The organism is Providencia rustigianii (assembly GCF_900637755.1).
Taxonomy (GTDB): Bacteria; Pseudomonadota; Gammaproteobacteria; order Enterobacterales; family Enterobacteriaceae; genus Providencia; species Providencia rustigianii.
Window position 1 is genome coordinate 2077503 of record NZ_LR134396.1, and the last position, 22961, is coordinate 2100463.

22 protein-coding genes and 1 tRNA gene are annotated in these 22961 nt (G+C 40.0%); 10 read left to right on the forward strand and 13 right to left on the reverse strand.

Going from position 1 to position 22961, the window contains the following annotated elements:
• The first annotated feature begins 6 nt into the window (after positions 1-6).
• Positions 7-91: transfer RNA gene (locus EL244_RS09625), tRNA-Tyr, on the forward strand.
• Position 92: 1 nt separating this feature from the next.
• Here EL244_RS09625 and EL244_RS09630 read toward each other — a convergent pair.
• Complete coding sequence (locus tag EL244_RS09630) at positions 93-968, reverse strand: LysR family transcriptional regulator (RefSeq protein WP_006812881.1); 876 nt, start codon at positions 966-968, stop codon at positions 93-95.
• 443 nt (positions 969-1411) lie between these two features.
• On the opposite strand from EL244_RS09630, the gene xthA reads away from it, so the two are divergent.
• On the forward strand, positions 1412-2227 hold the full coding sequence (gene xthA, locus EL244_RS09635; RefSeq protein WP_006812879.1) for an exodeoxyribonuclease III: 816 nt from the start codon (positions 1412-1414) through the stop codon (positions 2225-2227).
• Positions 2228-2287: 60 nt separating this feature from the next.
• Here the strand turns inward: xthA and EL244_RS09640 are convergent, their stop codons facing one another.
• Genes EL244_RS09640 through EL244_RS09650 form a run of 3 tightly spaced genes read right to left on the reverse strand, consistent with a single transcriptional unit; the run spans position 2288 to position 5844 of the window.
• The gene (locus tag EL244_RS09640; protein ID WP_126460548.1) at positions 2288-4234 is read right to left on the reverse strand and encodes a DNA topoisomerase III; all 1947 of its coding nucleotides are present in this window, start codon (positions 4232-4234) and stop codon (positions 2288-2290) included.
• A 3-nt stretch (positions 4235-4237) separates the two neighbouring features.
• Positions 4238-5281 carry a selenide, water dikinase SelD gene (gene selD, locus EL244_RS09645; protein ID WP_126460551.1) on the reverse strand — a complete coding sequence of 348 codons (1044 nt, stop codon included), beginning with the start codon at positions 5279-5281 and terminating at the stop codon, positions 4238-4240.
• An 11-nt stretch (positions 5282-5292) separates the two neighbouring features.
• Positions 5293-5844, reverse strand: coding sequence for an NAD(P)H nitroreductase (locus tag EL244_RS09650; protein WP_006812876.1), 552 nt, complete (start codon positions 5842-5844; stop codon positions 5293-5295).
• A gap of 386 nt (positions 5845-6230) precedes the next feature.
• On the opposite strand from EL244_RS09650, the gene sppA reads away from it, so the two are divergent.
• The 3 genes from sppA to pncA all read left to right on the forward strand — a co-directional run bounded on the left by sppA (position 6231) and on the right by pncA (position 9932).
• Positions 6231-8084 carry a signal peptide peptidase SppA gene (sppA, locus tag EL244_RS09655; RefSeq protein ID WP_126460554.1) on the forward strand — a complete coding sequence of 618 codons (1854 nt, stop codon included), beginning with the start codon at positions 6231-6233 and terminating at the stop codon, positions 8082-8084.
• Positions 8085-8264: 180 nt separating this feature from the next.
• Positions 8265-9284, forward strand: a complete 1020-nt coding sequence (gene ansA / locus EL244_RS09660; RefSeq protein ID WP_126460557.1) for an asparaginase — start codon at positions 8265-8267, stop codon at positions 9282-9284.
• A gap of 24 nt (positions 9285-9308) precedes the next feature.
• Positions 9309-9932, forward strand: a complete 624-nt coding sequence (gene pncA, locus EL244_RS09665; protein WP_126460559.1) for a bifunctional nicotinamidase/pyrazinamidase — start codon at positions 9309-9311, stop codon at positions 9930-9932.
• 41 nt (positions 9933-9973) lie between these two features.
• Here the strand turns inward: pncA and EL244_RS09670 are convergent, their stop codons facing one another.
• Positions 9974-10264 carry a YeaC family protein gene (locus tag EL244_RS09670; protein WP_006812872.1) on the reverse strand — a complete coding sequence of 97 codons (291 nt, stop codon included), beginning with the start codon at positions 10262-10264 and terminating at the stop codon, positions 9974-9976.
• A 138-nt stretch (positions 10265-10402) separates the two neighbouring features.
• A complete protein-coding gene (msrB, locus tag EL244_RS09675) occupies positions 10403-10816 on the reverse strand; it encodes a peptide-methionine (R)-S-oxide reductase MsrB (RefSeq protein ID WP_126460562.1) in 414 nt (137 codons plus the stop codon).
• A 355-nt stretch (positions 10817-11171) separates the two neighbouring features.
• Between msrB and gapA the strand changes: the two genes are divergently transcribed.
• Complete coding sequence (gene gapA / locus EL244_RS09680; RefSeq protein ID WP_006812870.1) at positions 11172-12167, forward strand: glyceraldehyde-3-phosphate dehydrogenase; 996 nt, start codon at positions 11172-11174, stop codon at positions 12165-12167.
• 199 nt (positions 12168-12366) lie between these two features.
• Entirely contained in the window at positions 12367-13248 is an 882-nt protein-coding gene (locus EL244_RS09685; protein ID WP_006812869.1) for a D-hexose-6-phosphate mutarotase, read from the forward strand.
• Positions 13249-13312: 64 nt separating this feature from the next.
• Here EL244_RS09685 and EL244_RS09690 read toward each other — a convergent pair whose 3' ends face one another.
• From EL244_RS09690 to fadR, 4 genes are all read right to left on the reverse strand, one after another.
• Complete coding sequence (locus tag EL244_RS09690; protein ID WP_006812868.1) at positions 13313-14065, reverse strand: MipA/OmpV family protein; 753 nt, start codon at positions 14063-14065, stop codon at positions 13313-13315.
• Between the two features lie 169 nt (positions 14066-14234).
• Positions 14235-15299 (reverse strand): alanine racemase, encoded by a 1065-nt coding sequence (alr, locus tag EL244_RS09695; protein WP_126460565.1) that lies wholly within the window; start codon positions 15297-15299, stop codon positions 14235-14237.
• A 38-nt stretch (positions 15300-15337) separates the two neighbouring features.
• On the reverse strand, positions 15338-16639 hold the full coding sequence (locus EL244_RS09700) for a D-amino acid dehydrogenase (protein ID WP_126460568.1): 1302 nt from the start codon (positions 16637-16639) through the stop codon (positions 15338-15340).
• A 461-nt stretch (positions 16640-17100) separates the two neighbouring features.
• Positions 17101-17817, reverse strand: a complete 717-nt coding sequence (gene fadR / locus EL244_RS09705) for a fatty acid metabolism transcriptional regulator FadR (RefSeq protein ID WP_039854370.1) — start codon at positions 17815-17817, stop codon at positions 17101-17103.
• A 220-nt stretch (positions 17818-18037) separates the two neighbouring features.
• Here fadR and nhaB point away from each other — a divergent pair, with 220 nt between their 5' ends.
• Both nhaB and dsbB read left to right on the forward strand, forming a co-directional pair.
• On the forward strand, positions 18038-19588 hold the full coding sequence (gene nhaB / locus EL244_RS09710) for a sodium/proton antiporter NhaB (RefSeq protein ID WP_006812863.1): 1551 nt from the start codon (positions 18038-18040) through the stop codon (positions 19586-19588).
• Between the two features lie 160 nt (positions 19589-19748).
• On the forward strand, positions 19749-20264 hold the full coding sequence (dsbB, locus tag EL244_RS09715) for a disulfide bond formation protein DsbB (protein ID WP_126460571.1): 516 nt from the start codon (positions 19749-19751) through the stop codon (positions 20262-20264).
• Positions 20265-20317: 53 nt separating this feature from the next.
• On the opposite strand, the gene EL244_RS09720 is transcribed toward dsbB, so the two are convergent.
• The 3 genes from EL244_RS09720 to EL244_RS09730 all read right to left on the reverse strand — a co-directional run bounded on the left by EL244_RS09720 (position 20318) and on the right by EL244_RS09730 (position 22300).
• Positions 20318-20623 (reverse strand): DUF333 domain-containing protein, encoded by a 306-nt coding sequence (locus tag EL244_RS09720; RefSeq protein ID WP_126460574.1) that lies wholly within the window; start codon positions 20621-20623, stop codon positions 20318-20320.
• A gap of 37 nt (positions 20624-20660) precedes the next feature.
• Positions 20661-20993, reverse strand: coding sequence for a DMT family transporter (locus tag EL244_RS09725; protein WP_006812860.1), 333 nt, complete (start codon positions 20991-20993; stop codon positions 20661-20663).
• Between the two features lie 107 nt (positions 20994-21100).
• Positions 21101-22300 carry a sugar transporter gene (locus tag EL244_RS09730; protein ID WP_126460576.1) on the reverse strand — a complete coding sequence of 400 codons (1200 nt, stop codon included), beginning with the start codon at positions 22298-22300 and terminating at the stop codon, positions 21101-21103.
• Between the two features lie 240 nt (positions 22301-22540).
• Here EL244_RS09730 and EL244_RS09735 point away from each other — a divergent pair, with 240 nt between their 5' ends.
• The gene (locus tag EL244_RS09735; protein WP_006812858.1) at positions 22541-22762 is read left to right on the forward strand and encodes a DUF2594 family protein; all 222 of its coding nucleotides are present in this window, start codon (positions 22541-22543) and stop codon (positions 22760-22762) included.
• Positions 22763-22961: the final 199 nt, after the last annotated feature.

The following is a 22961-nucleotide window of genomic DNA, read 5'->3' on the forward strand; positions in this document are numbered from 1 at the left end:
AAATCTGGTGGGATACCCAAGCGGCCAAAGGGAGCAGACTGTAAATCTGCCGTCACAGACTTCGAAGGTTCGAATCCTTCTCCCACCACCATCTAGATGTTTTCGACTCCTAGTTTGTCTACAACTCCCATAAATCGATTTAAAACACTAGAATGTGATTTAGATTTATAAATATAACAATCGCTTCTCTCTAAAAGCCCATTAAGCGATACATAGATCAGAGACTTATCCACCAATTCATCTTCTGGATAGTGGTCGATAATCCCAATAAAATCCCCATCCTGAATAAAACTCTGGCAACAACCAATATTGTCCATCTGTCGGATACTGGATTTACTGTTTATCGCTTCTACTTTCGTAAGCAAATCACTCATTAATGTACTTTTATAAAATGATGGGTCACATAGCCATGTACTCTGTTGCAGTAATGTCTTCACATCATGATTAAATTTTTCATATAATTCTTTTCTACAATAAATACCCAATGGTGAGTTTTCGATTTTTTTTTGTAATGAAAATCTCTCACTGATGACTAATTCAGAACTTAAAATTAAAGTATTACCATCATAATCAACAATTTCATCTACTTCATCATAGTTAAACCTTAATATATTAACTTGTACATTATTTTTATGTGCTGCTTGATATAAATTTATTAAATGATTTTCTTTACCCCAGTCATAATAAATATTCGCCTCATTAACAATATAACCAGAGAAATGTTTTTTCGTTATTTCTTTCTCCTGCAAGTAGAGATCCCTGAGATCATTATAAAGTTCCTGACCATCTTTAGTTAATGTCATTCCAAATTTTTCTCTCTTAAAAAGTCGCTTACCCAGACTCGTTTCAAAGTCTTTTATCGATTTTGCGATGGGAGGTGTCGTGCGGTTCATCACCCTTGCAGCCTTGCTTAACGAGCCATTCTCAACAACTGCCATAAACGCCTCTAATTTTCTTGAAAAGAACATATCTATGACCCCATTCTATTTATTGAAACGTAAACCATCATGATTATTTTTAAGTAATAACATGTTGATTGACCCATAATCTCTAACATCAAATAAAAATTAAATGCGTTTTTTTCATTTGATGAGTAACAATATTTCATAAAAGTATTTTTATAATTTCCTACATAGCAAAGCAATATATTATACTGTTTCATTTAATTATTTTTTATTGCTCTACCATTAAATCATATTAAAATATAAATAACCAATTGACTTTAAATTAAATTAAAGCATTAAAATTATAATTTAAACAATTATTTTTTAATTAAGAACCATTAATTTATTAATTAGATAATTTAAAACAGACTAATAAATTATAATCAAAATATATTTAATAGTTACACTATAGGTAGCATCTGATAGAATCACTTCAGTTATGTCTAATCAATGGGTGATAAATAACCATGAAATTTATTTCGTTCAATATTAATGGACTGCGAGCTCGTCCTCATCAACTGGCAGCTATCATTGAAAAGCACCAACCTGAAGTCATTGGACTACAGGAAACTAAAGTGCACGATGATATGTTCCCGTACGATGAAGTGAGTAAATTAGGCTACCATGTTTTTTATCACGGACAGAAAGCTCACTATGGTGTGGCATTGTTACTTAAAAATGAACCTATTGCCGTTAGAAAAGGTTTTCCTAATGATGACGAAGATGCACAACGTCGAATCATTATGGCTGATATCCAAACCAATCAAGGGTTATTAACTGTCGTAAATGGCTACTTCCCTCAAGGAGAAAGCCGAGATCACCCAACAAAATTTCCTGCAAAACAAAAATTTTATCAAGATTTGCAAGACTATGTAACATCGACTCAAACTCCAGAGTCACAACTGCTAATTATGGGTGACATGAATATCAGCCCAACAGATCTGGATATTGGTATTGGTGAAGTCAACCGTAAGCGTTGGTTAAAAACAGGAAAATGTTCTTTCTTACCTGAAGAGCGTGAATGGCTAGCGAGATTACTTGATTGGGGTTTGGTCGATACATATCGTGAACAACATCCTGACACGACTGACAGCTATTCATGGTTTGACTATCGATCTAAAGGCTTTGATGACAATCGTGGTCTGCGTATTGACTTGTTACTCGCTTCTAAGAAATTAGCAAGCCGGTGCACGGCTACTGGAATCGATCTTGAAATTCGCGGGATGGAGAAACCCTCTGACCACGCCCCTGTTTGGGCTGAATTTGATTTAACAAAAGCCTAAATTATTCATTATTTATACTTAAATTGAGCAGGAGCTAATCATTAGCTCCTTTTTATATATTCAGCTCGCTGACTGGTTCGATTTTTTTGTTTTCCCTGCACTAACTGATTTTTTCGTCCCTTTTTTAGCGCCTTTAGCGTTTGGTGCTGGCGGTAGTTCTCTGAATGCACGCAAGTTAGTATACTGTCGAGCCTGATGGATTAGCTCCACTAAAGTTTGGCTTAATGGCTGCATAAAATCATCGTAGCGTGTCTGCTTTTCACTAATTTGAGTCAACCGAGATTCCCAGTGAGCAGTCATATCGGGTAATGTTGCCATATCAGGTAAAACGTGAATAAGTGCTCGCCCAGCAGGAGAAGCGTGAATATAACGCCCTTTCTTAAAGAGAAATTGTCGCTTAAATAAAAGATCGATAATCCCTGCTCTTGTCGCTTCAGTGCCTAATCCATCCGTTTCACGTAATACTTTTTTTAATGCTTTATCTTGGACAAATCTGGCAATTCCGGTCATCGCTGATAATAAGGTTGCATCTGTGAATGGACGCGGAGGTTGAGTTTGTCTTTCAATCACTTCCCCCTTTTCACATAACAGCTCATCCCCCTTTTTGACGACAGGTAGTGGCATACCGTCGTTTTCGGCATCACGTTCTTTGCCCCCTAAAACCACACGCCAACCAGCCTCTGCAAGGAATCGAGCCTTCGCATTAAACTTACCGTTCTCAATATCTAAATCAATAGTGCATTTACGATAAACAGCATCAGCCATAAATTGAATAATATATTGGCGAGCAACCAACTGATAAACGTTACTTTCATTCTCTGTAAGACGAACAGAGCTGGATTTAGCCGTGGGAATGATGGCATGGTGCGCATCCACCTTTTTATCATCCCAGCATCGATTTTTCTTATCTAATTCAGGTAACTCAAATTCAGTGAGTTCTGGTTGGTGAACTGCAATCGCATTTAATACTGCGTGACGACCGGCAAAGTGTTCATCAGGTAGATAGCGGCTATCCGAACGGGGATAGGTAATGAGCTTATGGGTTTCATAGAGCTTTTGGCAGATATCCAAAACTTCTTGAGCGCTCAAACCATACTTTTTGGCTGCCTCAATTTGAAGTGCGGATAATGAAAATGGCAATGGCGCCACTTCAGATTCACGCTTATCTTGGTATTGAGTGACTAATGCGGGTTTCCCAGTGATCCGGGAAACCACATGCTCAGCGAGAGGACGATGAATTAAGCGTCCTTCCTCATCTTGAAAATCTATACAGGATTCACTCGGCTGCCATGTCGCTACAAAGTGCTCATCTTGCGGAGTAACAATATGAGCTTTCACTTCAAAATAATCTTTCGCAACAAAGTGTTCTATCTCTTCATCGCGCCTAACCACCAACCCTAATACTGGCGTTTGAACTCGCCCTACAGAAAGAACCCCTTGGTAACCGCCTCGTTGCCCTAATAAAGTATAGGCGCGGGTCATATTAATACCATATAACCAATCAGCGCGAGCTCGTGCCAACGCCGAAACACAAAGCGGAATAAACTCACGATTCTCACGTAAGCGCTCGATCGCACGCTCAACGGCCTGCGGATTTAAATCGTTAATTAAACAACGTTTTACATTCTTACGTTTATCAGAAGGAAGATTAAAGTAATCCAAGACCTCATCCACCAGCAGTTGCCCTTCTCTATCGGGGTCTCCTGCGTGAACAACTTCAGAGGCTTGTTTTAGTAACGTATCAATCGTTTTCAATTGTTTGGTTACTGCGGAGCGCGGCTTTAGCTGCCATTTTTCGGGAATAATAGGCAAATCTTGCAGATTCCAACGCGCATAACGCGGATCATAAGCATCCGGTTCAGCTTGTTCTAATAGATGTCCAATGCACCAAGTCACCATTTGGTCATCACCACATTGAATAAAGCCATCCCCCCGACGATGAGGTTTTGGCAGTACATCCGCAATTGCCCGCGCGAGGCTGGGCTTTTCCGCAATAAACAAACGCATAGATTAATCTATCACTTCAATTAAAGGCACATTGTCCTGTGGAGGTAATAATTTACCGACAGACTGTAACAAAACACCTTGCTGCTGTGCAATGTCTTTAATTTTAGAGACTTCCGTTGGTTTTACGGCAATTAGCAGTCCACCTGAGGTTTGAGGATCACACAGTAACTTACGCTGCATATCTGTCATTGGTGCGATGAGATGCCCGTAGCTATCAAAATTACGTTGTGTCCCACCGGGTACACAACCTGCTTCAATATACTTTTCAACATCCGCAAGTTTAGGGACTTGACTGAAGTAAATCTCAGCGCGTACACCGGATCCTTCACAGATCTCACTTAAGTGACCTAAAAGACCAAATCCAGTCACATCAGTCATTGCAGTAACGCCATCAAGAGGAGCAACAACCGCACCCAACTTATTCATTTGGCACATGATTTCTGCGGCAAGATGCTGATGTTCAGGCAGTAAAAGGCCTTTTTTCTCCGCTGTTGTTAATACACCAATGCCCAGTGGTTTGGTTAAAAACAGTTCGCAGCCTGCGGTTGCAGCACTATTTTTCTTCACAAAATCGGTATTGACTACTCCGGTAACTGCCAGACCAAAAATAGGTTCTAGAGTATCGATGGAGTGTCCTCCGGCTAATGATATTCCTGCATCAGCACAGGCAGCTCGTCCACCCTCAATGACTTCACGTGCAACTTCAGGCGGCAATTTAGCAATTGGCCAGCCTAAAATAGCAATCGCCATAATCGGTTTTCCGCCCATAGCAAAAATATCGCTGATCGCATTAGTCGCGGCAATACGCCCAAATTCAAATGGGTCATCAACAATTGGCATAAAAAAATCAGTCGTACTGATGATACCAATACCATTACCAAGATCATAAACCGCGGCATCATCTTTGGTTTCATTTCCCACTAACAAGTGCGGGTCATGGAATTTAGCGAGTTCTGAATGCAGGATTTGCTCTAACACTTTTGGCGCGATTTTACATCCACAGCCGGCACCATGGCTGTATTGGGTCAATCTAATTTTTTCTGTCATGTTGTATCTCTTTAGAAATGCGTCACAAATCCATTCATATCTGGTAACTGAACTTTAGATGGCGCTTTTAATTCAGGAGTTCCCAGATAAAGGAAGCCAACAATGTGGTCATTTTCTTCGCAGCCAAGCCCTTCACGAACCACGGCATCTTCAGTCCAAGAGCCTGAACGCCAGATACCACCAAATCCTTGAGCTACCGCGGCCATTTGCATAGCTTGTACTGTACAGCTTGCTGCGACAATTTGTTCCCATTGAGGAACTTTAGGATGGTCAGTAACTTTGGCGATAACGGTGATAATCAGCGGGGCACGGAAAGGCGCATTACGTGCTTTTTCTTCAACTTCTTCACCAAGCTTACCTTCAATTGCCGCTTTCTCAAGTAATTGACTAAAACGCTTGATTCCTTCACCCTGCATGACGATAAAATGCCATGGTTTCAGAGCCCCATGGTCAGGTGCTCGCATCCCTGCCGCTAAAATATTATCTAATTGCTCACCTTGCGGTGCTGGGGTAGTCAGCCTTGAAGCTGAACGGCGGTTCAACAAAAGCGTTAAAGCATCCATATTGGTCTCCGATTAAGAGTAAGCTGATGTAGCAATCAGCAGAACAGAATTATTATCCATTAAAATGATTACTTTTGTTGATGATATGAAATCGAACTTAGCGTACTAATCATATTTATTAATCAACAGAGTATGGCTCATTAGTAGGATTAATTCATTGAATTATATCATTTCCAACGAGTGAAAAATATCATTCACCCATTGTACCTCGCTCATAACGGTTTTGTTATGAATAATCCTGTATTACATTAGTGAACAATTGTATAGGAATGAATCTATTGGTTAATTTAAGTATTAATCAGTAATTAATTAGATGATATTCTAAATTATTCGTGTGTCATGCCGATGATGCAAACTATGATGAATATCCTTCAACTGGAGATAAAATGCGACAACTCTGGGACATCTTCGCCACTATATTTAAATTTAGCTGGCGAGCGATCAACTTTATTCGGGAACTGATTTTTAATGTCATTTTCTTTGTATTGGTATTTGTAGTTATTGGTTCCTACTCCCTACTTCAATCTGAGGATAAACCAGAAAAAAATTATTTTGGTGCTCTTGTTGTCGACCTTCAAGGAGTTGTGGTTGATCAGGTTTCCTCTCCAGATCCTTTTGGTCGCATGAGCCGTGAGCTACTTGGTACATCCAACAACCTCATGCAGGAGAATTCTCTATTTGATATTGTGGATACGATCCGTACCGCTGCAGATGATGATCGCATCACTGGCATGGTACTGCGCTTAGATAACCTTGCTGGCGCAGATCAGCCGTCAATTGCTTATATTGGAAAAGCAATTGAACAGTTTAAAGCCTCTGGTAAACCCGTCTATGCCGTCGGTGATAGTTATAGCCAATCACAATATTATCTTGCTAGTTTTGCTGATGATGTTTTCATTGCACCACACGGTAATGTCGGTGTGTATGGTTTCTCAACGAATACACTGTATTACAAATCCTTATTAGAAAAGTTAAAAGTCAGTAGCCATGTGTTCCGCGTGGGAACTTATAAATCAGCCGTAGAACCCATGATGCGCGATAATATGTCACCAGAAGCGCGTGAAGCCAACCTTCTTTGGCTAAATACTCTTTGGGATAATTATTTAAAAGCCCTTGCGGATAACCGCCAAACTAAGCCCGTCGAAATTTTCCCGGGTGCAGAACAGTTAATCACTCAGCTTCGTGCCGTTAAGGGAGACAGCGCGCAATATGCTTTACAGCAGAAACTCGTGGATAAAATTTATACACGTGAACAGTCTGAAGATATTTTGTCTAAGCATTTTGGATGGAACAAAGAAGATAAAACGTTTAACAGCATTAGCATCTATGACTACTCCAGTAAAATTGCCGAAACTAGCAATGCTGCGGGAAATATTGCTGTCATCGTGGTTCAAGGGGCAATTATGGATGGCCCTCAAACTCCGGGAATTGCTGGGGGAGAAACCATCGCAGCTCAAATTCGTGATGCACGATTAAACGACGATATCAAAGCCATCGTATTGCGGGTCAATAGTCCTGGAGGAAGCGTCAGCGCTTCAGATCTGCTCCGTAATGAACTGGCAGCCGCCAAAGCCTCAGGTAAGCCTGTGGTAGTTTCCATGGGCGGTATGGCGGCATCAGGTGGTTATTGGATCTCGACACCTGCAGACTACATCATTGCAAGTCCAAGCACGTTAACGGGTTCTATCGGCATCTTCGGAGTTATTAATACCTTTGAGAATTCACTAGAATCTATTGGTGTATATACTGATGGTGTTTCAACATCACCCTTAGCCGATATTTCTCTCACCAAAGGAATCAGTCCAGAATTCGCTGATATGATGCAAATTACCATCGAAAATGGTTATGAAACATTCATTGGCTTAGTTGCTAAGTCCCGCAATAAGACACCAGCAGAAATTGATAAAATTGCTCAAGGCCGTGTATGGACGGGTCAAGATGCATTAAACATTGGCTTAGTTGATAAACTTGGTGATTTTGACGATGCCGTAAATAAAGCAGCTGAACTGGCTAAAGTTGATTCCATTGAACTGGACTGGATGCAACCTGAGCTCTCATTTATGGACCAATTAATTCTTGAATTGTCCAATAATGTTCAAGTGATGATGCCGGATGTACTGCAAAGTTTCTTACCACCAGCTGTTGCGACTGACATTCGCCAGCAAGCACAATTTTTCTTAAAAATGAATGATCCTCAAAATCGTTACGCATTTTGCCTAAACTGCGCCGATATTAACTGATCACCGTTCCCCTCTAATCTCGAATTAGAGGGGAATTCCACTCATGTAAATCCCTCTTGCCACAACATCAATCTGCAAAATATTGTTTTAGCCATAGATTATCACCTTCAAATAAGCCAAAATCCTTATAATCCAAATTATTAATACACAGAACTTCATCTGTCATCATTAGGTAAAGCAATGCAGAAGAAATCGATTTATGTCGTCTATACTGGGGGCACCATTGGGATGCGCCACTCACCACAAGGCTATATCCCCGTTTCTGGTCACTTACAGGCTCAATTGGCACAAATGCCAGAATTCCATCGCCCAGAAATGCCGACATTCACCATCCGTGAACACCATCCCTTAATCGACTCTTCTGATATTACGCCTGAAGATTGGCAAAATATTGCCAATGATATCAGCGAAAATTACCATCAATATGATGGGTTTGTGATCTTACATGGTACCGATACCATGGCGTTTACTGCTTCAGCACTCTCTTTCATGTTTGAAAATCTGAAGAAACCTATTATTGTGACAGGGTCACAAATACCCTTGGAAGCTTTGCGTTCCGATGGTCAAACCAATCTGCTGAATGCGCTCTACTTAGCTGCAAATTACCCGATTAATGAAGTTGGCTTATTTTTTAATAACAAGCTGTACCGTGGCAATCGTACCGTTAAAGCTCATGCAGATGGTTTTGAGGCCTTCACCTCACCAAACTGCCCTCCACTCATGGAGGCTGGGATTCATATACGTACGTTCAACACATGCCCTGCACCGATTGGTATTGGTGAGTTAATCACGCATCAAATTACGCCTCAGCCTATTGGGGTGGTCACGTTATATCCGGGCTTATCTATTGAGATCGTTAGAAATATCTTACAGCAACCCGTTAAGGCGCTAATTCTACGTTCTTATGGCGTCGGAAATGCTCCTCAGCAACCTGAATTATTACGTATCCTCCGTGACGCCACTTCCCGAGGCATTATTGTCGTCAATCTAACCCAATGTATTTCTGGACGGGTAAATATGGAAGGCTATGCAACGGGTCATGCTTTAGCCGAAGCGGGTGTTATCAGTGGCTACGACATGACATTTGAAGCCGCTTTAAGTAAATTACATTATTTACTCAGCCAAGATTACACTTCTGAGCATATTCGTGAGTTAATGCAAAATAATCTTCGAGGTGAACTGAGCTATACAGATGAATAGCCAGATAAATAAATTGAGGAAATAATGAAATCCGCCTTACTATTAGTCGATTTACAGAATGATTTTTGTACTGGTGGCGCACTGGCTGTCAAACAGAGTGAACATGTGATTCACATTGCCAACCAAGTAATTGATATTTGTCAGCAAAAAGATATTGTCGTGATCGCCAGTCAAGATTGGCATCCAGTTGATCATTTAAGCTTTGCCAGTAATTCTGGTCAGCCCGTCGGAACCCTTGGGCAGCTAAATGGGCACCCTCAAGTCTGGTGGCCTGTCCACTGTGTTCAAGGTACCCATGGTGCAGATTTTCATGCTGAGCTCAATATCAATGCTATCCAAGCGGTATTCACCAAAGGGGAAAATCCGCAGGTCGATAGTTACAGTGCTTTTTTTGACAATGACCATGTGAGCCAAACTCAGCTACATAATTGGCTACAGCAACAACAGATTGACCATTTAATTATTCTTGGGATTGCAACGGACTATTGCGTTAAATTTACGGTGTTGGATGCATTAAAACTTGGCTATCGAGTAGATGTACTCGCTGAGGGTTGCCGCGGCGTCAATTTAGATGCTGAGGATAGCGATAATGCACTAGCTGAAATGCAAACTGCGGGCGCAAAGCTTATCAATATCAATGCACTATAAGATGGTTCATCCCCGCTAAATCAGCGGGGAAAATAGAGAACTTAATCATTTTCTTGTGGTTTGAGTGTTGCGAGTCTATCTCCCTGAAATAGGGATTTTAACTCTTGTTTGCTCTTCATGGTGATTTGACCATCAGTACCGACGGTCATATGCTCTGGATCATGATTATGACGAGATTGCCACAACATCACCATCTGCAATGTGTTTTCTTTCTGCTCCGGTGTGAGTACCACACCATCAGGCCATTTACCTAATTCCACCGCAGTGACTAAACGCTGATAAATTTCAGGCGTCATGACAGACAGTAAGTGCTCTATTTGTTGCTCATCCATTTCTACGCTCACGTTAACGCCTCACAAAATCAATTAAACAAAATAATAATCATTATTTTTATTCTGAATAGTTAAACCAACGCCTTAGCTGAATCGTTTTTATAAACAGTATATTTCTATTCAGCAAACTTCAGCACCCTATCCTTCAGTCTTTTCACCGGTTTCATCATCGGTAAAGCTTAACGATGCTGAATTAATGCAGTAACGCTGACCAGTTGGTTGTGGCCCATCGGGAAATACATGTCCTAAATGCGCATTACAGTGTTCACAACGGACTTCAATTCGATGCATTCCATGAGAAAAATCTTCGATAAATTTTATCGAACTTTCTGTAATAGGCTGATAAAAACTTGGCCAGCCGCAACCCGCATCAAATTTAGTATCAGAGAGAAACAAAGGGGTGCCACAACATAGGCATTCGTACACACCCTCTTTACGGTTATGCAATAATTGACCACTAAAAGGAGGTTCCGTACCGGCCTGCTGTGTAACATGCAGTTGGATTTGGTTAAGCTTTGACAAATCAATAGTTTGTTTATTTTTACTAGACATTGATTACCTATACTTTTTTGAACAAGATTCCTACTAAAGCCATAATACGCCAATTTCAAGCAACAAAAACTTAACAACACTTTGAGGAAAACTATTCTAGACTATTAAGGTTAGAACTTTACGTTTTGATTTGTGACATTCCTCACATATATCACTGATGGATGGTTTCATTATGCTGAACAATCCCGATAATACGTGCGACTAGATTTGCTGCTGAAGTGTCTGACAAATATGCAGATAGTGGTTTCAGAATTGATTTTTTTCAATAATTGACACGATTCCGCTTGACGGCTGGCAAGGTTTTGGTAACTTTAACTACAACTTAATTCACGAATAAATAGCTGGTGGAAATACTATGACTATCAAAGTAGGTATTAATGGTTTTGGTCGTATTGGCCGTATCGTTTTCCGTGCTGCACAAGAGCGTTCTGACATCGAAATCGTTGCTATCAACGACCTGCTCGACGCAGAATACATGGCTTACATGCTGAAATATGACTCAACTCACGGTCGTTTCAACGGTACTGTTGAAGTTAAAGATGGTCACTTGGTTGTTAACGGTAAAAAAATCCGTGTTACAGCAGAAAGAGATCCTGCAAACCTGAAGTGGAACGAAGTCGGTGTTGATGTTGTTGCTGAAGCAACAGGTATCTTCCTAACTGACGAAACTGCTCGTAAACACATCGAAGCAGGCGCGAAAAAAGTTGTATTAACTGGTCCTTCTAAAGATGACACCCCAATGTTCGTTATGGGTGTTAACCATAAAGCTTACGCAGGTCAAGAAATCGTTTCTAACGCATCTTGCACAACTAACTGCTTGGCTCCACTGGCTAAAGTTATCAACGACAAATTCGGTATCGTTGAAGGTCTGATGACAACAGTTCACGCAACGACAGCTACTCAAAAAACTGTTGATGGTCCTTCTCACAAAGACTGGCGTGGTGGTCGTGGTGCTTCTCAAAACATCATCCCATCTTCAACTGGTGCGGCTAAAGCAGTTGGTAAAGTTATCCCTGAGCTGAACGGTAAATTGACTGGTATGTCTTTCCGTGTTCCAACTCCAAACGTTTCTGTTGTTGACCTGACTGTACGTCTGGCTAAACCAGCAACTTACGCACAAATCTGTGATTCTATTAAAGAAGCAGCTGAAGGCGAACTGAAAGGCGTTCTGGGCTACACTGAAGATGACGTTGTATCTACCGATTTCAACGGCGAAAAACTGACTTCAGTATTCGATGCTAAAGCAGGTATCGCGCTGAACGACAACTTTGTTAAACTGGTTTCTTGGTATGACAACGAAACTGGTTATTCTAACAAAGTTCTTGACCTGATTGCGCACATCTCTAAATAAGAAATGTTAAGCTATTAGTGTGACTGAGCCGCCTTTTGGCGGCTCTTTTGTATCCATTGAAGTCTGACTCAACATACTCCAAGATGCGTGTAGAGCTTCAATTGTATGCAACTTGCAGTATCGTGAGTTTGTTATATTGTTATCTCTAGCCACTGAGCTATCGCCATGACTACAGACCAATTACTACAGGCGCAAGACTATGCATGATAAAATTTTTGCTTTACCTGTCATTAAGCAACTTTCTCCTTACATTACCCAACGCCAACTTGGAGAATTACCCCTTATTGTTATTTCTCATCCGAAAGTACGCGGCGCTGTCAGCTTGCAAGGAGCTCAATTAATTGATTGGCAACCTTCAGGTCAAAAACCGTGCCTTTGGCTAAGCCCAGAAAGTGCCTTTCAAGAAGGTATTGCAATTCGAGGCGGGATCCCAATTTGCTGGCCATGGTTTGGTCCTGTAAGCAGTCCTAGCCATGGCTTTGCTCGAATTTCACCTTGGCAGTTCACCGCTCATAATGAACATGACTGTGGCGTGATCCTCACCTTTACGCTATCTGATAGCGAGTCGACTCGTAAGCTGTGGCCTCATGCATTTACGTTAATTTTACGCATGAAGCTCGGGGAAACTTGTGAATTAGAGTTAGAAAGCCATGGTGACTTTGAAGCGACAGCAGCTTTACACAGTTATTTCAATATTAGTGATATTCAAAAAGCGACTGTGTATGGCTTAGGTGGGCACTATATTGATAAAGTTGCTGACAGAGAAATTTATGCTTCAGAGCCACTAAAATTCAATAAGCATGTAGACCGTATCTATACTGAACCTGAGGAATACAGCTTATTACGCGATGATGGTTGGGAAAGAACGATTGAGCTCCACCATTATCATCATAGTGATGTCGTTTGCTGGAATCCATGGGCGGAACTCTCTTGCAGTATGCAAGATATGCCAAATAATGGCTATAAACAGATGGTATGCGTAGAAACTGCCCGCATCCATAATCCCATGAAATCAGAAGATCAAAATCCGGCACGTTTATCTTTAGTGATGGTTTGTCGCGAAAATAGACCCCAAGACTAAAAACAAAACCCCAAAATGAAAAATCATATTGGGGTTTATTTTAAGAAACGTTGTTAAACGTAACTTAGAAAGTGTAAGTCACACCACTCCACAAAATTGCAGAATATGATTTGTTAACCATTGGGCTATCTTTCACTTCGTTTGATAATTTATCAACACGCCCCATCGCAAATAATGTCCAATTATCAGCAAAACGGTAGTTACCTGATAACTCAACATATGGAGTCCAACTAGAGCCCGGCTGATAGCGTGCTAAACCGCTATTTCTCGATTCTTTAGAACTAACTCCGTATTCATAACGGTTTTGCTTTTCGCTATCCCATTTAATACCAATACCTGGGGTTAATGCCCAACCATTGCTTTTGAATGAATATAAATAAGCGGCTTCACCACGTAAGCCTTTACTGACACCAAGCATATCACCAGAACCAATAAATCTTAATGTACCCCAGTCCGCATTGTGCTTATAGGTAAATCCACCCATCACCGTATCACGACGGCGATCCAGTTTACGCATGGATTCGTTATCATTTTCTTTTGGTTTGAAGAATTGAGGGTAATAATAAGCATCGATAGAAATTTGATCGACTTTGTCGTTCCATAAATAGTATCCAACCGCTAAGGTACGAAAGTAAAAATCCTCACTTTCATAGTTAACCATCGGAACTGGCGTTAAATAATCGCTGGACTTAATTCCTTTATACGGCGTTGCTTGTGCTAATACAGATGCACCAACAGACCAAGTTCCTGCCATAGCAGCACTAGACATTGCACTCAGAACAAGAGCAAGTGTGGTTACTTTAATTGTTTTGGACATATTAAATTAAGCCTAAAAATTTTAGATGGTTTGACAAAAATTATGTGTTACGCGGAAAGCTTACCGCAAATTCGCTGTATACATCACATTTAAAGCTAAATTCAGTGAATTGTCTATCTTTCTCATTAATGATTACAAATTAATAACCAATCTATATAATAAATTATGATTAAAAATCAATGGGGACGCGCCTTGCAAGAGCGCATAATAATTCGTAACCGATTGTACCTGCTGCTTCAGCTACGTCATCTACAGGGATATTTTGTCCCCATAATTCAACGAGAGAGCCTAATTTAGCGTCTGGGCAATCACTGATATCAATGGTTAACATATCCATAGAAACAGCCCCTAATAATGAACAACGCATTCCATTGCACCATACGGGTGTACCTGATGGAGCATGTCGTGGATAACCATCCGCATATCCACAGGCTACTGTTGCGATACGCATCGGTTTAGTCGTAGTAAACTTACTACCGTAGCCTATTGACTCACCGGCTTGAATTTCATGAATAGCAATAATTTCTGATTGCAAAGACATTGCAGCTTGTAAATTATACTTTTCAATATCCGACCATTTACCGCTAGGTGAAGCACCATACAGCACTATTCCAGCTCTGACCCAATCATAATGCGTATTTTTGTGCCATAAAACAGCACCTGAGTTAGCGATACACGTATTCAAATGCAAGCCATCAAATTGCATAATTTTCTGCAATGGTTGCTCTATTCCAGAAGGTATATCTGAGTTAGCAAAGTGGCTCATTAACGTCACATTTTTGACATTCGCCATACTTTGTAATTTGGATACAACACTCACATATTCTTCCGTAGTAAATCCTAAACGATTCATCCCGCTATTTAGCTTAATATAAACGGATAATGGCTGATGGAGAGTCGCTTGCTCAATCGCAGTTAATTGCCAGTGACTATGAACGCTCGTTGTCAGCTGATACTGGTCAATAACCTGCAAATCTTCCTGTTGGAAAAAACCTTCCAGCAACAATATAGGACCTTCCCATCCTTCTTCACGTAATAAAATAGCTTCATGTAAATCGAGAACAGCAAATCCATCCGTATTTTTCAGCCCACGCCAAACCCGATGAATGCCATGTCCATAAGCATCTGCTTTAAGTACTGACCAAATCTTTGCTGCCCCAATATTCTGTCGAATCACGGATAGATTATGTTCTAAACTTTGTAAATGAATAACCGCACGAATTGGGCGAGGCATCGCTCTTCCTTACTATTTAATTATTTTCAACCGCTCAATTAACGCGCTGGCGATAAATGATTATTTGTTACCAATTGAGTATTAAAACCATCGATATATCTAAAAATAGATAGATCATCAGCAGCAATATCTGGGGTGTTTCCAGAGATTAAATCGGCAAGCAGTTTCCCTGAACCACACGCCATAGTCCACCCTAATGTCCCATGCCCTGTATTTAAATATAGATTGCTATAGGTAGTCGGGCCGACGATAGGTGTACCATCCGGCGTCATAGGGCGTAATCCTGTCCAAAACTGAGCCTGACTGATATCTCCGCCGCCTTGATACAAATCTTGTACCACCATTTTTAAGGTATCACAGCGTTTTTTCAATATATCAAGATTAAAACCAACGACTTCAGCCATTCCACCAACACGGATACGATCGTCAAATCGCGTCACCGCTATTTTATAAGTTTCATCAAGAACGGTAGAGACTGGCGCATGTGCTTCGTCAACAATTGGCATGGTGAGTGAATAGCCTTTAAGGGGATAAACGGGGATTTTTACTAATGACTGTAGGATTGCGGTAGAGTATGAGCCCATAGCAACAACGTAGCGATCTGCGACTAAGATTTCTCCATCGATTTGAATACCGCTGATACGTTTATTATCCGTTAAAATATTTTCCACATGGCAACCAAACCTAAATCTAACCCCCGCTAATTGCGCCATTTTAGCGAGTTTTTTCGTAAATTGCTGACAATCTCCGGTTTCATCATTAGGTAAACGCAATCCTCCTGTCAGTTTATGCTGTACAAACTTTAATGCAGGCTCTGCTGTCACTAATTGTTCCGCGGAAAGTAACTCATAAGGAACACCTTCTTGCTGAAGTATTGCGATATCATTTGCAGCATTATCAAACTGCTTGGTAGTTCTAAACAGTTGTAACGTTCCACCTTCCCGTCCTTCATAACTGATCCCAGTATCCGCCCTAAGCTGCCTAATACAATCACGGCTATACTCAGCAATTCTCACCATTCGGCTCTTGTTCATGGTGTAATGCTGCATATCGCAATTTTTCAGCATTTGCCACATCCAGCGAAGCTGAAATAGACTACCATCAGGCTTTATCGCTAGAGGAGCATGCTTTTCAAACATCCATTTGACTGCTTTTAACGGAATGCCTGGAGCCCCCCATGGAGTTGCATAGCCTGGAGATATTTGCCCTGCGTTACCCGCACTGGTTTCTTCCGCAACATCCATTTGTCTATCAACCACTAGCACTTCATGACCTTCTTGCGCTAAATACCATGCTGTCGTGACACCAATAACACCCGCACCTAAAATGAGAACTTTCATAGAGCCTCTCTAGAACCAAATGTATTTAATGATTAGAATAATATTCTAGTTTTTATTTTCCAATACAGTTGATTAACATTTTTAACAAAAAAGTTAAATAACCCACAAAAATTCCATTCTCATTCGTCTTTCGCTATTTTATTCCAATCAAAAAATAGCCTAATCTTTTCATGTGCCTTATATATCAATTGGTTACTTTTAATTTTCTTTTTATTGTTATACGTGTGATATAAATTAAACAGAGTTTTATATTTAAAATTCAATAGAATATCCTGAATAACTTTTTTATCGCCAAATATCGAAAGCCAACACAGTGAAGAATTAACATCCAAAAATAATTAAAATTACAATATTTAAAACCAAAAAACACCATATGGATGATTTAAGCCAATCATAATAATAAAAAAGCCAGTGCTTATTTAGCACTGGCTTACAAAAAGAACGGATAACTATTATTCGGTTTAGATATTTTTAGCTAGGTCTGATGGCATAGCACTTTGCATATTATGCCAAATTGCCCCACTATCCTTACCATAATTTCTAACGCAGTCCATAATGCGGTCATAAGCTTGCTCACGGCATAAATTGCTCAGCTGCTGGTAAAAGCTAAGGGCTAAACGACGGGCTTCTGGATTAGAAAAATAGTAACGCCCAACACGGGTATATAAGCCTCTCAGACCATTAATGATCAGCCCATAGATAGGGTTACCTGATGCAAATGCTAGACCACGGAAAATATTGTAATCTAAGTCACTAAACGCATCCGAATTATCTTCTACTTTATCCTTACCCGCTAACACTTCTAATGACTCTTCTGGGTTATTACGAAATGCAGTACGGATAAAAATCGCGGCAATATTGGTACGAACCGCCAGTAAATTATCAATTAATTGAGGTACTCTGTCATGGTCGAGTTTGGCAAGTGTTTCAAGAATATTTAATCCCGAAGTCTCCCAATAGTTATTCACTTTAGTCGGTTTACCATGCTGGATAGTTAGCCACCCATCACGAGCTAAACGCTGTAAAACTTCTCGCAACGTCGTTCGTGTAACACCGATTAGCTCAGATAGCTCGCGCTCAGCCGGTAAAATTGATCCTGGTGGAAAGCGGTTGTTCCAGATACTTTCAATAATATACTCTTCCGCGAAACCTGCCGGACTTTGAGCTTTAATAACCATATTTTTATTATTCCAAACATTTTTAGACGGGCTGTGAGAAATCATATCAGATTGTCACTATCTGAGATAGTTAGCTTTCCAATAAACCATTGGCTAATCGTAAAAACCTCATATAATTAATGCATTATCTATTAGCGAATAAGCTTAATTTATGTAAAAGATAAGAGTAGTATGTAACGTGTAGTCACACAACACCAGTAAAAGAGGTTCATAAATCATAATGGATTTTAGTCTAAAAAGAGCATTTTTGAAAAATTTCTTAGGAAACTCTCCTGATTGGTTCAAACTTGTTATCATATTGTTTTTAATAATAAACCCAATTGTATTTTATTTTATTAACCCATTTATTGCCGGTTGGTTGTTAGTCGTTGAATTCATATTCACATTAGCCATGGCTTTAAAATGCTATCCGCTTCAACCTGGTGGTTTATTAGCCATTGAAGCTGTACTGATTGGCATGACCACCCCAAAGCAAATTTCTCATGAAATTAGTAATAATCTTGAAGTTATCTTGCTATTGATCTTCATGGTGGCAGGTATCTATTTCATGAAACAGCTTTTGCTGTTTGTATTCACAAAACTACTGATAAACGTACGTTCTAAACGAATTCTCTCGCTATCATTTTGCTTAGCAAGTGCGTTTTTATCTGCATTTTTAGATGCATTAACGGTCATTGCAGTGGTAATTAGCGTTTCAATTGGTTTTTATTCCATCTATCATCAATATGCGTCTCGTCAACACAGTAATACTGATTTGCAAAATGACAGCTTCATTGATACCGCTGAGAAAAAACAAACTTTAGAGCAATTTAGAGCCTTTTTACGTAGCCTCATGATGCATGCAGGGATCGGTACGGCTCTGGGTGGAGTCATGACCATGGTGGGAGAACCTCAAAACCTCATCATAGCTAAACATGTAGATTGGGATTTTATTACTTTTTATCTGCGTATGGCTCCCGTCACTATCCCTGTCTTTTTCTGTGGCTTAATAGTCTGTTTCTTAGTCGAAAAATTTAAGCTGTTCGGTTATGGGGCTGAATTACCCGAAACCGTTCGCCAAGTACTCACTGAGCATGATAAAAAAATGAGTGCTAAGCGCACAAAAAAAGAGCAGGCTCAACTTATCATTCAAGGGATAATTGGTATCTGGCTTATTGTCGCTTTAGCATTCCATTTGGCGGATGTAGGCTTGATTGGCCTTTCTGTCATTATTATGGCTACCGCTTTTTGCGGGATCACCGAAGAACATGCTTTAGGTAAAGCATTTGAAGAAGCGCTACCGTTTACCGCGCTACTTACTGTCTTTTTCAGCGTTGTCGCCGTGATCATTGATCAGCAGCTTTTCACGCCATTTATCCAGTTTGTACTTCAATCCTCAGAGTCATCACAGCTTTCATTATTTTATCTATTTAACGGATTATTATCCGCTGTATCTGATAACGTCTTCGTAGGAACGGTGTATATTACTGAAGCGATGAAAGCGGCTAATGAAGGCTTAGTCTCGATGGAGCAATATCAACATCTTGCGGTAGCAATCAATACAGGAACCAACTTACCTTCTGTAGCGACACCAAATGGTCAAGCGGCATTCTTGTTCCTATTAACTTCAGCATTAGCGCCATTGATTCGCTTATCTTATGGGCGGATGGTATGGATGGCTTTGCCATATACCATCGTGATGACTATTGCAGGTTTATTAGGTGTAGAACTTTGGTTAATTCCAGCTACTGACTGGATGGAAAGTATAGGGCTAATCACCATACCACGCTAATAGTACCTATCTACTCATCTATTTTAAGCCGCATGATAATGCGGCTTTTTTGTAATAAAACGTAAAATTTAATCTATTATTATTTTATTCTCATTTTGTCGCTTTTTTTATCATTCAGATAAAGGCAAAATGGAGCATCACTGATTAAGGGATTTTATTTATGTTCAGATTTTTTAATTACTGTTCACAGGGACGATCTGCTTGGCTACTCATGGCATTTACTGCCTTTATGCTTGAGTGTGCAGCCCTGTATTTTCAGCATATTATGAAGTTACAACCTTGTGTTATGTGTATTTATGAACGCGTTGCATTGATGGGTATTATTGCGGCAGGCTTAATTGGTGCTATTGCGCCTAAAAATACACTCCTTAAGGTGATTGCCATCGGTATATGGTTGTATGCTGCATGGCGAGGCTTAGAGCTTTCATGGGAACATACCATGCTACAGCTGTACCCATCACCATTTGCTTCTTGTGATTTTTTTGTCAACTTCCCTGATTGGCTACCTCTTCAAGAGTGGGTTCCATCGGTATTTGAAGCGACCGGTGATTGTGCTGTAAGACAATGGGCATTTTTAGGTTTAGATATGCCACAGTGGCTAATTGGTATTTTTGGAGCTTACTTACTCGTGGGTATTATTGTCACTATTAGTCTATTTTTCCCTACCAAAAAATAACACTTAATAAATAGTCCATCGTTTCATTAATTGATGGACTATTTATCACTGATTTATATGCAGGCTCCACTACGGATCGCCGTCACCGCACAACGTCGACCATTGGCAAATTGGCAGACTGGCGTTTTCTCACCATTCAACTCTAAGTTTAATGAAGGCAAACCACCCGCAGAAACACAAGCTTCTTGAGCTTCTGGTCCTAAATTTACGACTTGCTGCGCATAACGAGCACCTGAATTTTCAGCCCGTGTCATTTTTTGCGATTCTGAGTTACTACACGCGGTCAATAAAATCGCCATCATTGTAGTCGTTCCCACCGTAATCACCGTTTTTAACAGAGTGTGATTTTTCCTTTTCATTCTTTTCTCCAATAATATCAAACTCTGTTTTGCCTCATTAGTGAGTACCACTTTTTGAAAACAGATTGATGATTAAAACGCCGACGATAATTAATAGCATACCAATAATTGCTGGTAAATCGAGTTTTTGGTTATAAATATAGATCGCAGCCACAGAAACCAAGACAATCCCTAATCCTGACCAGATAGCATACGCAATCCCTAATGGCATCACTTTAACAACTTGTGATAATCCCCAAAACGAAATAGCGTAACCAATAACCACAATTAATGAGGGCCAGAATCGACTAAAACCGTCGGAGGCTTTTAATGTAGTAGTGGCAATCACTTCCGCAACAATAGACATTAATAAGAATCCTAGTCCTTTCATTATTCACCTTTATTTATTCATCAATCTAAAATTTTGCAGAAATTTAACACAATAAAAAGCACCCTACTAACGTTTAATTAATACAGTGCAAAATGAATTAAATAGACTTAATTATCGGTGACTAACACTTGTTTGCCACTAAATACCGTCCTATAACGTATATAGATAAACAAACACCAAGTGAGAGCCAAGATACTGATGACCGCCCCCACATAACCAATGTTAGTCATACCCATATGTGTAATAACTTGATTGCCTAATAACGCGCCCGCACCAATACCTATATTGAATAATCCAGAGAAAATAGACATAGCCACATCCGTCGCATCAGGAGCCAAATCAAGAACCTTAACTTGAATACCCAGACTAATGCACATAATGGCAATTCCCCAAAAAATAGAAATACCGACAATGGTCCAAACGTTGCCACTTAATGGCATAAATAGCGCTAAACAAATCGTGAGTAAGACAATCGATGTAGGTAAGAATGTGAGCGTAAAACGGCTACTGTAGCGACTAAATAACACACTACCAAAAATACCCGCGCCACCAAAAATCAATAATAGTAGAGTGGCAAAGTTTTGACTCTGTAAAGCGACATCACGAATAAAAGGCTCAATATAACTGTACGCCGTAAAATGTGCCGTAATAACTACTGTAATCAATACAAATACACCGACTAATGCAGGACGTTTAAAAATAATAGGTAAGCTTTTTAAGGAGCCAGAATGCTCACTTGGCAAGCGTGGTAAAAAACGTAAGAGCACAATCATAGTAAATAAAGCAAGCACACCAATGCACAAGAATGTGACTCGCCATCCCATCCATTGCCCTATCACTCTGCCTAGAGGTAACCCCAATACCGTAGCAAGTGCCGTTCCCGTCGCTAATAAGCCCAATGCTTGTGCCTTCTTACCCGATGGTGCAACACGGATTGCTAATGAAGCAGTAATGGACCAAAAAATAGCATGTGATAATGCAATGCCAACACGAGCGATAATCAATACTTCAAAGCTCCATGCTATCCCGCACAGAATATGACTGAGGATAAATATAATAAATAGGATCCCCAATAACTTTCGCCGCTCAAACTTGCCCGTCAATAACATTAAAGGTAAGGACATAACGGCAACAACCCATGCATAGATGGTGATCATCAACCCTGTGTGGGCAACCGTCATGTGGAAGCTTTCTGCAATATCACTGAGTAATGCTACAGGAACAAATTCGGTAGTATTAAAGACAAAAGCAGCAACGGAAAGCGCTAATACACGTATCCACGCTGTGGTTATGGAAACCTGGGACATGGTTTACTACACCCTATTGATGATAATTAAGGCCAATAATAGCCTTTAGTTCATTTTTGTGAATAATATCACACTAGTCATTCATCTTTAAAGGATTGAAAATCCTCATAATCACTCAATGCCCACATTGCAGGATAATTCATTTACCTTCCTATATCCCCCCTAGTTTGAAAAGCGACAGATTTGTTTCTTCTATGCTACAATCTGCAAATTACTTTTTATCCTTACAGGAATTCATAAATGAAAACCCATTTTCCAACAGAGCCAGACGTAAATACCTTAGCTGATGAAGTGACTTGTTTAAAAAATTTAGTAACTCACATGCTTAAAGCTATTGGTCAAGCCGATGCAGGTAAAATCCTGATCAAAATGCAACGTGAAGTGGCTTCAATGGAAGACGATAAGCAGGCAGAGACATACAAAAATATCTTAGAACAAATTAAAGCGGGTTATCGTCAATAAGATATTTAACGATAAATGCGATTTTGGATTATTGTAGGTAAAACGCATTTCAAACTGCACAAAAACCTAAGTATCAATATCTAAAATCCTTTATCTTTGATCTCGAATTAAACCATTCTTTATTCATTTAGCTCCCCCTTCAGATCCCTATGAAGGGGGCTTTTTTTTGCCTAAAATTCTATTCTTAGCTTGATACCCA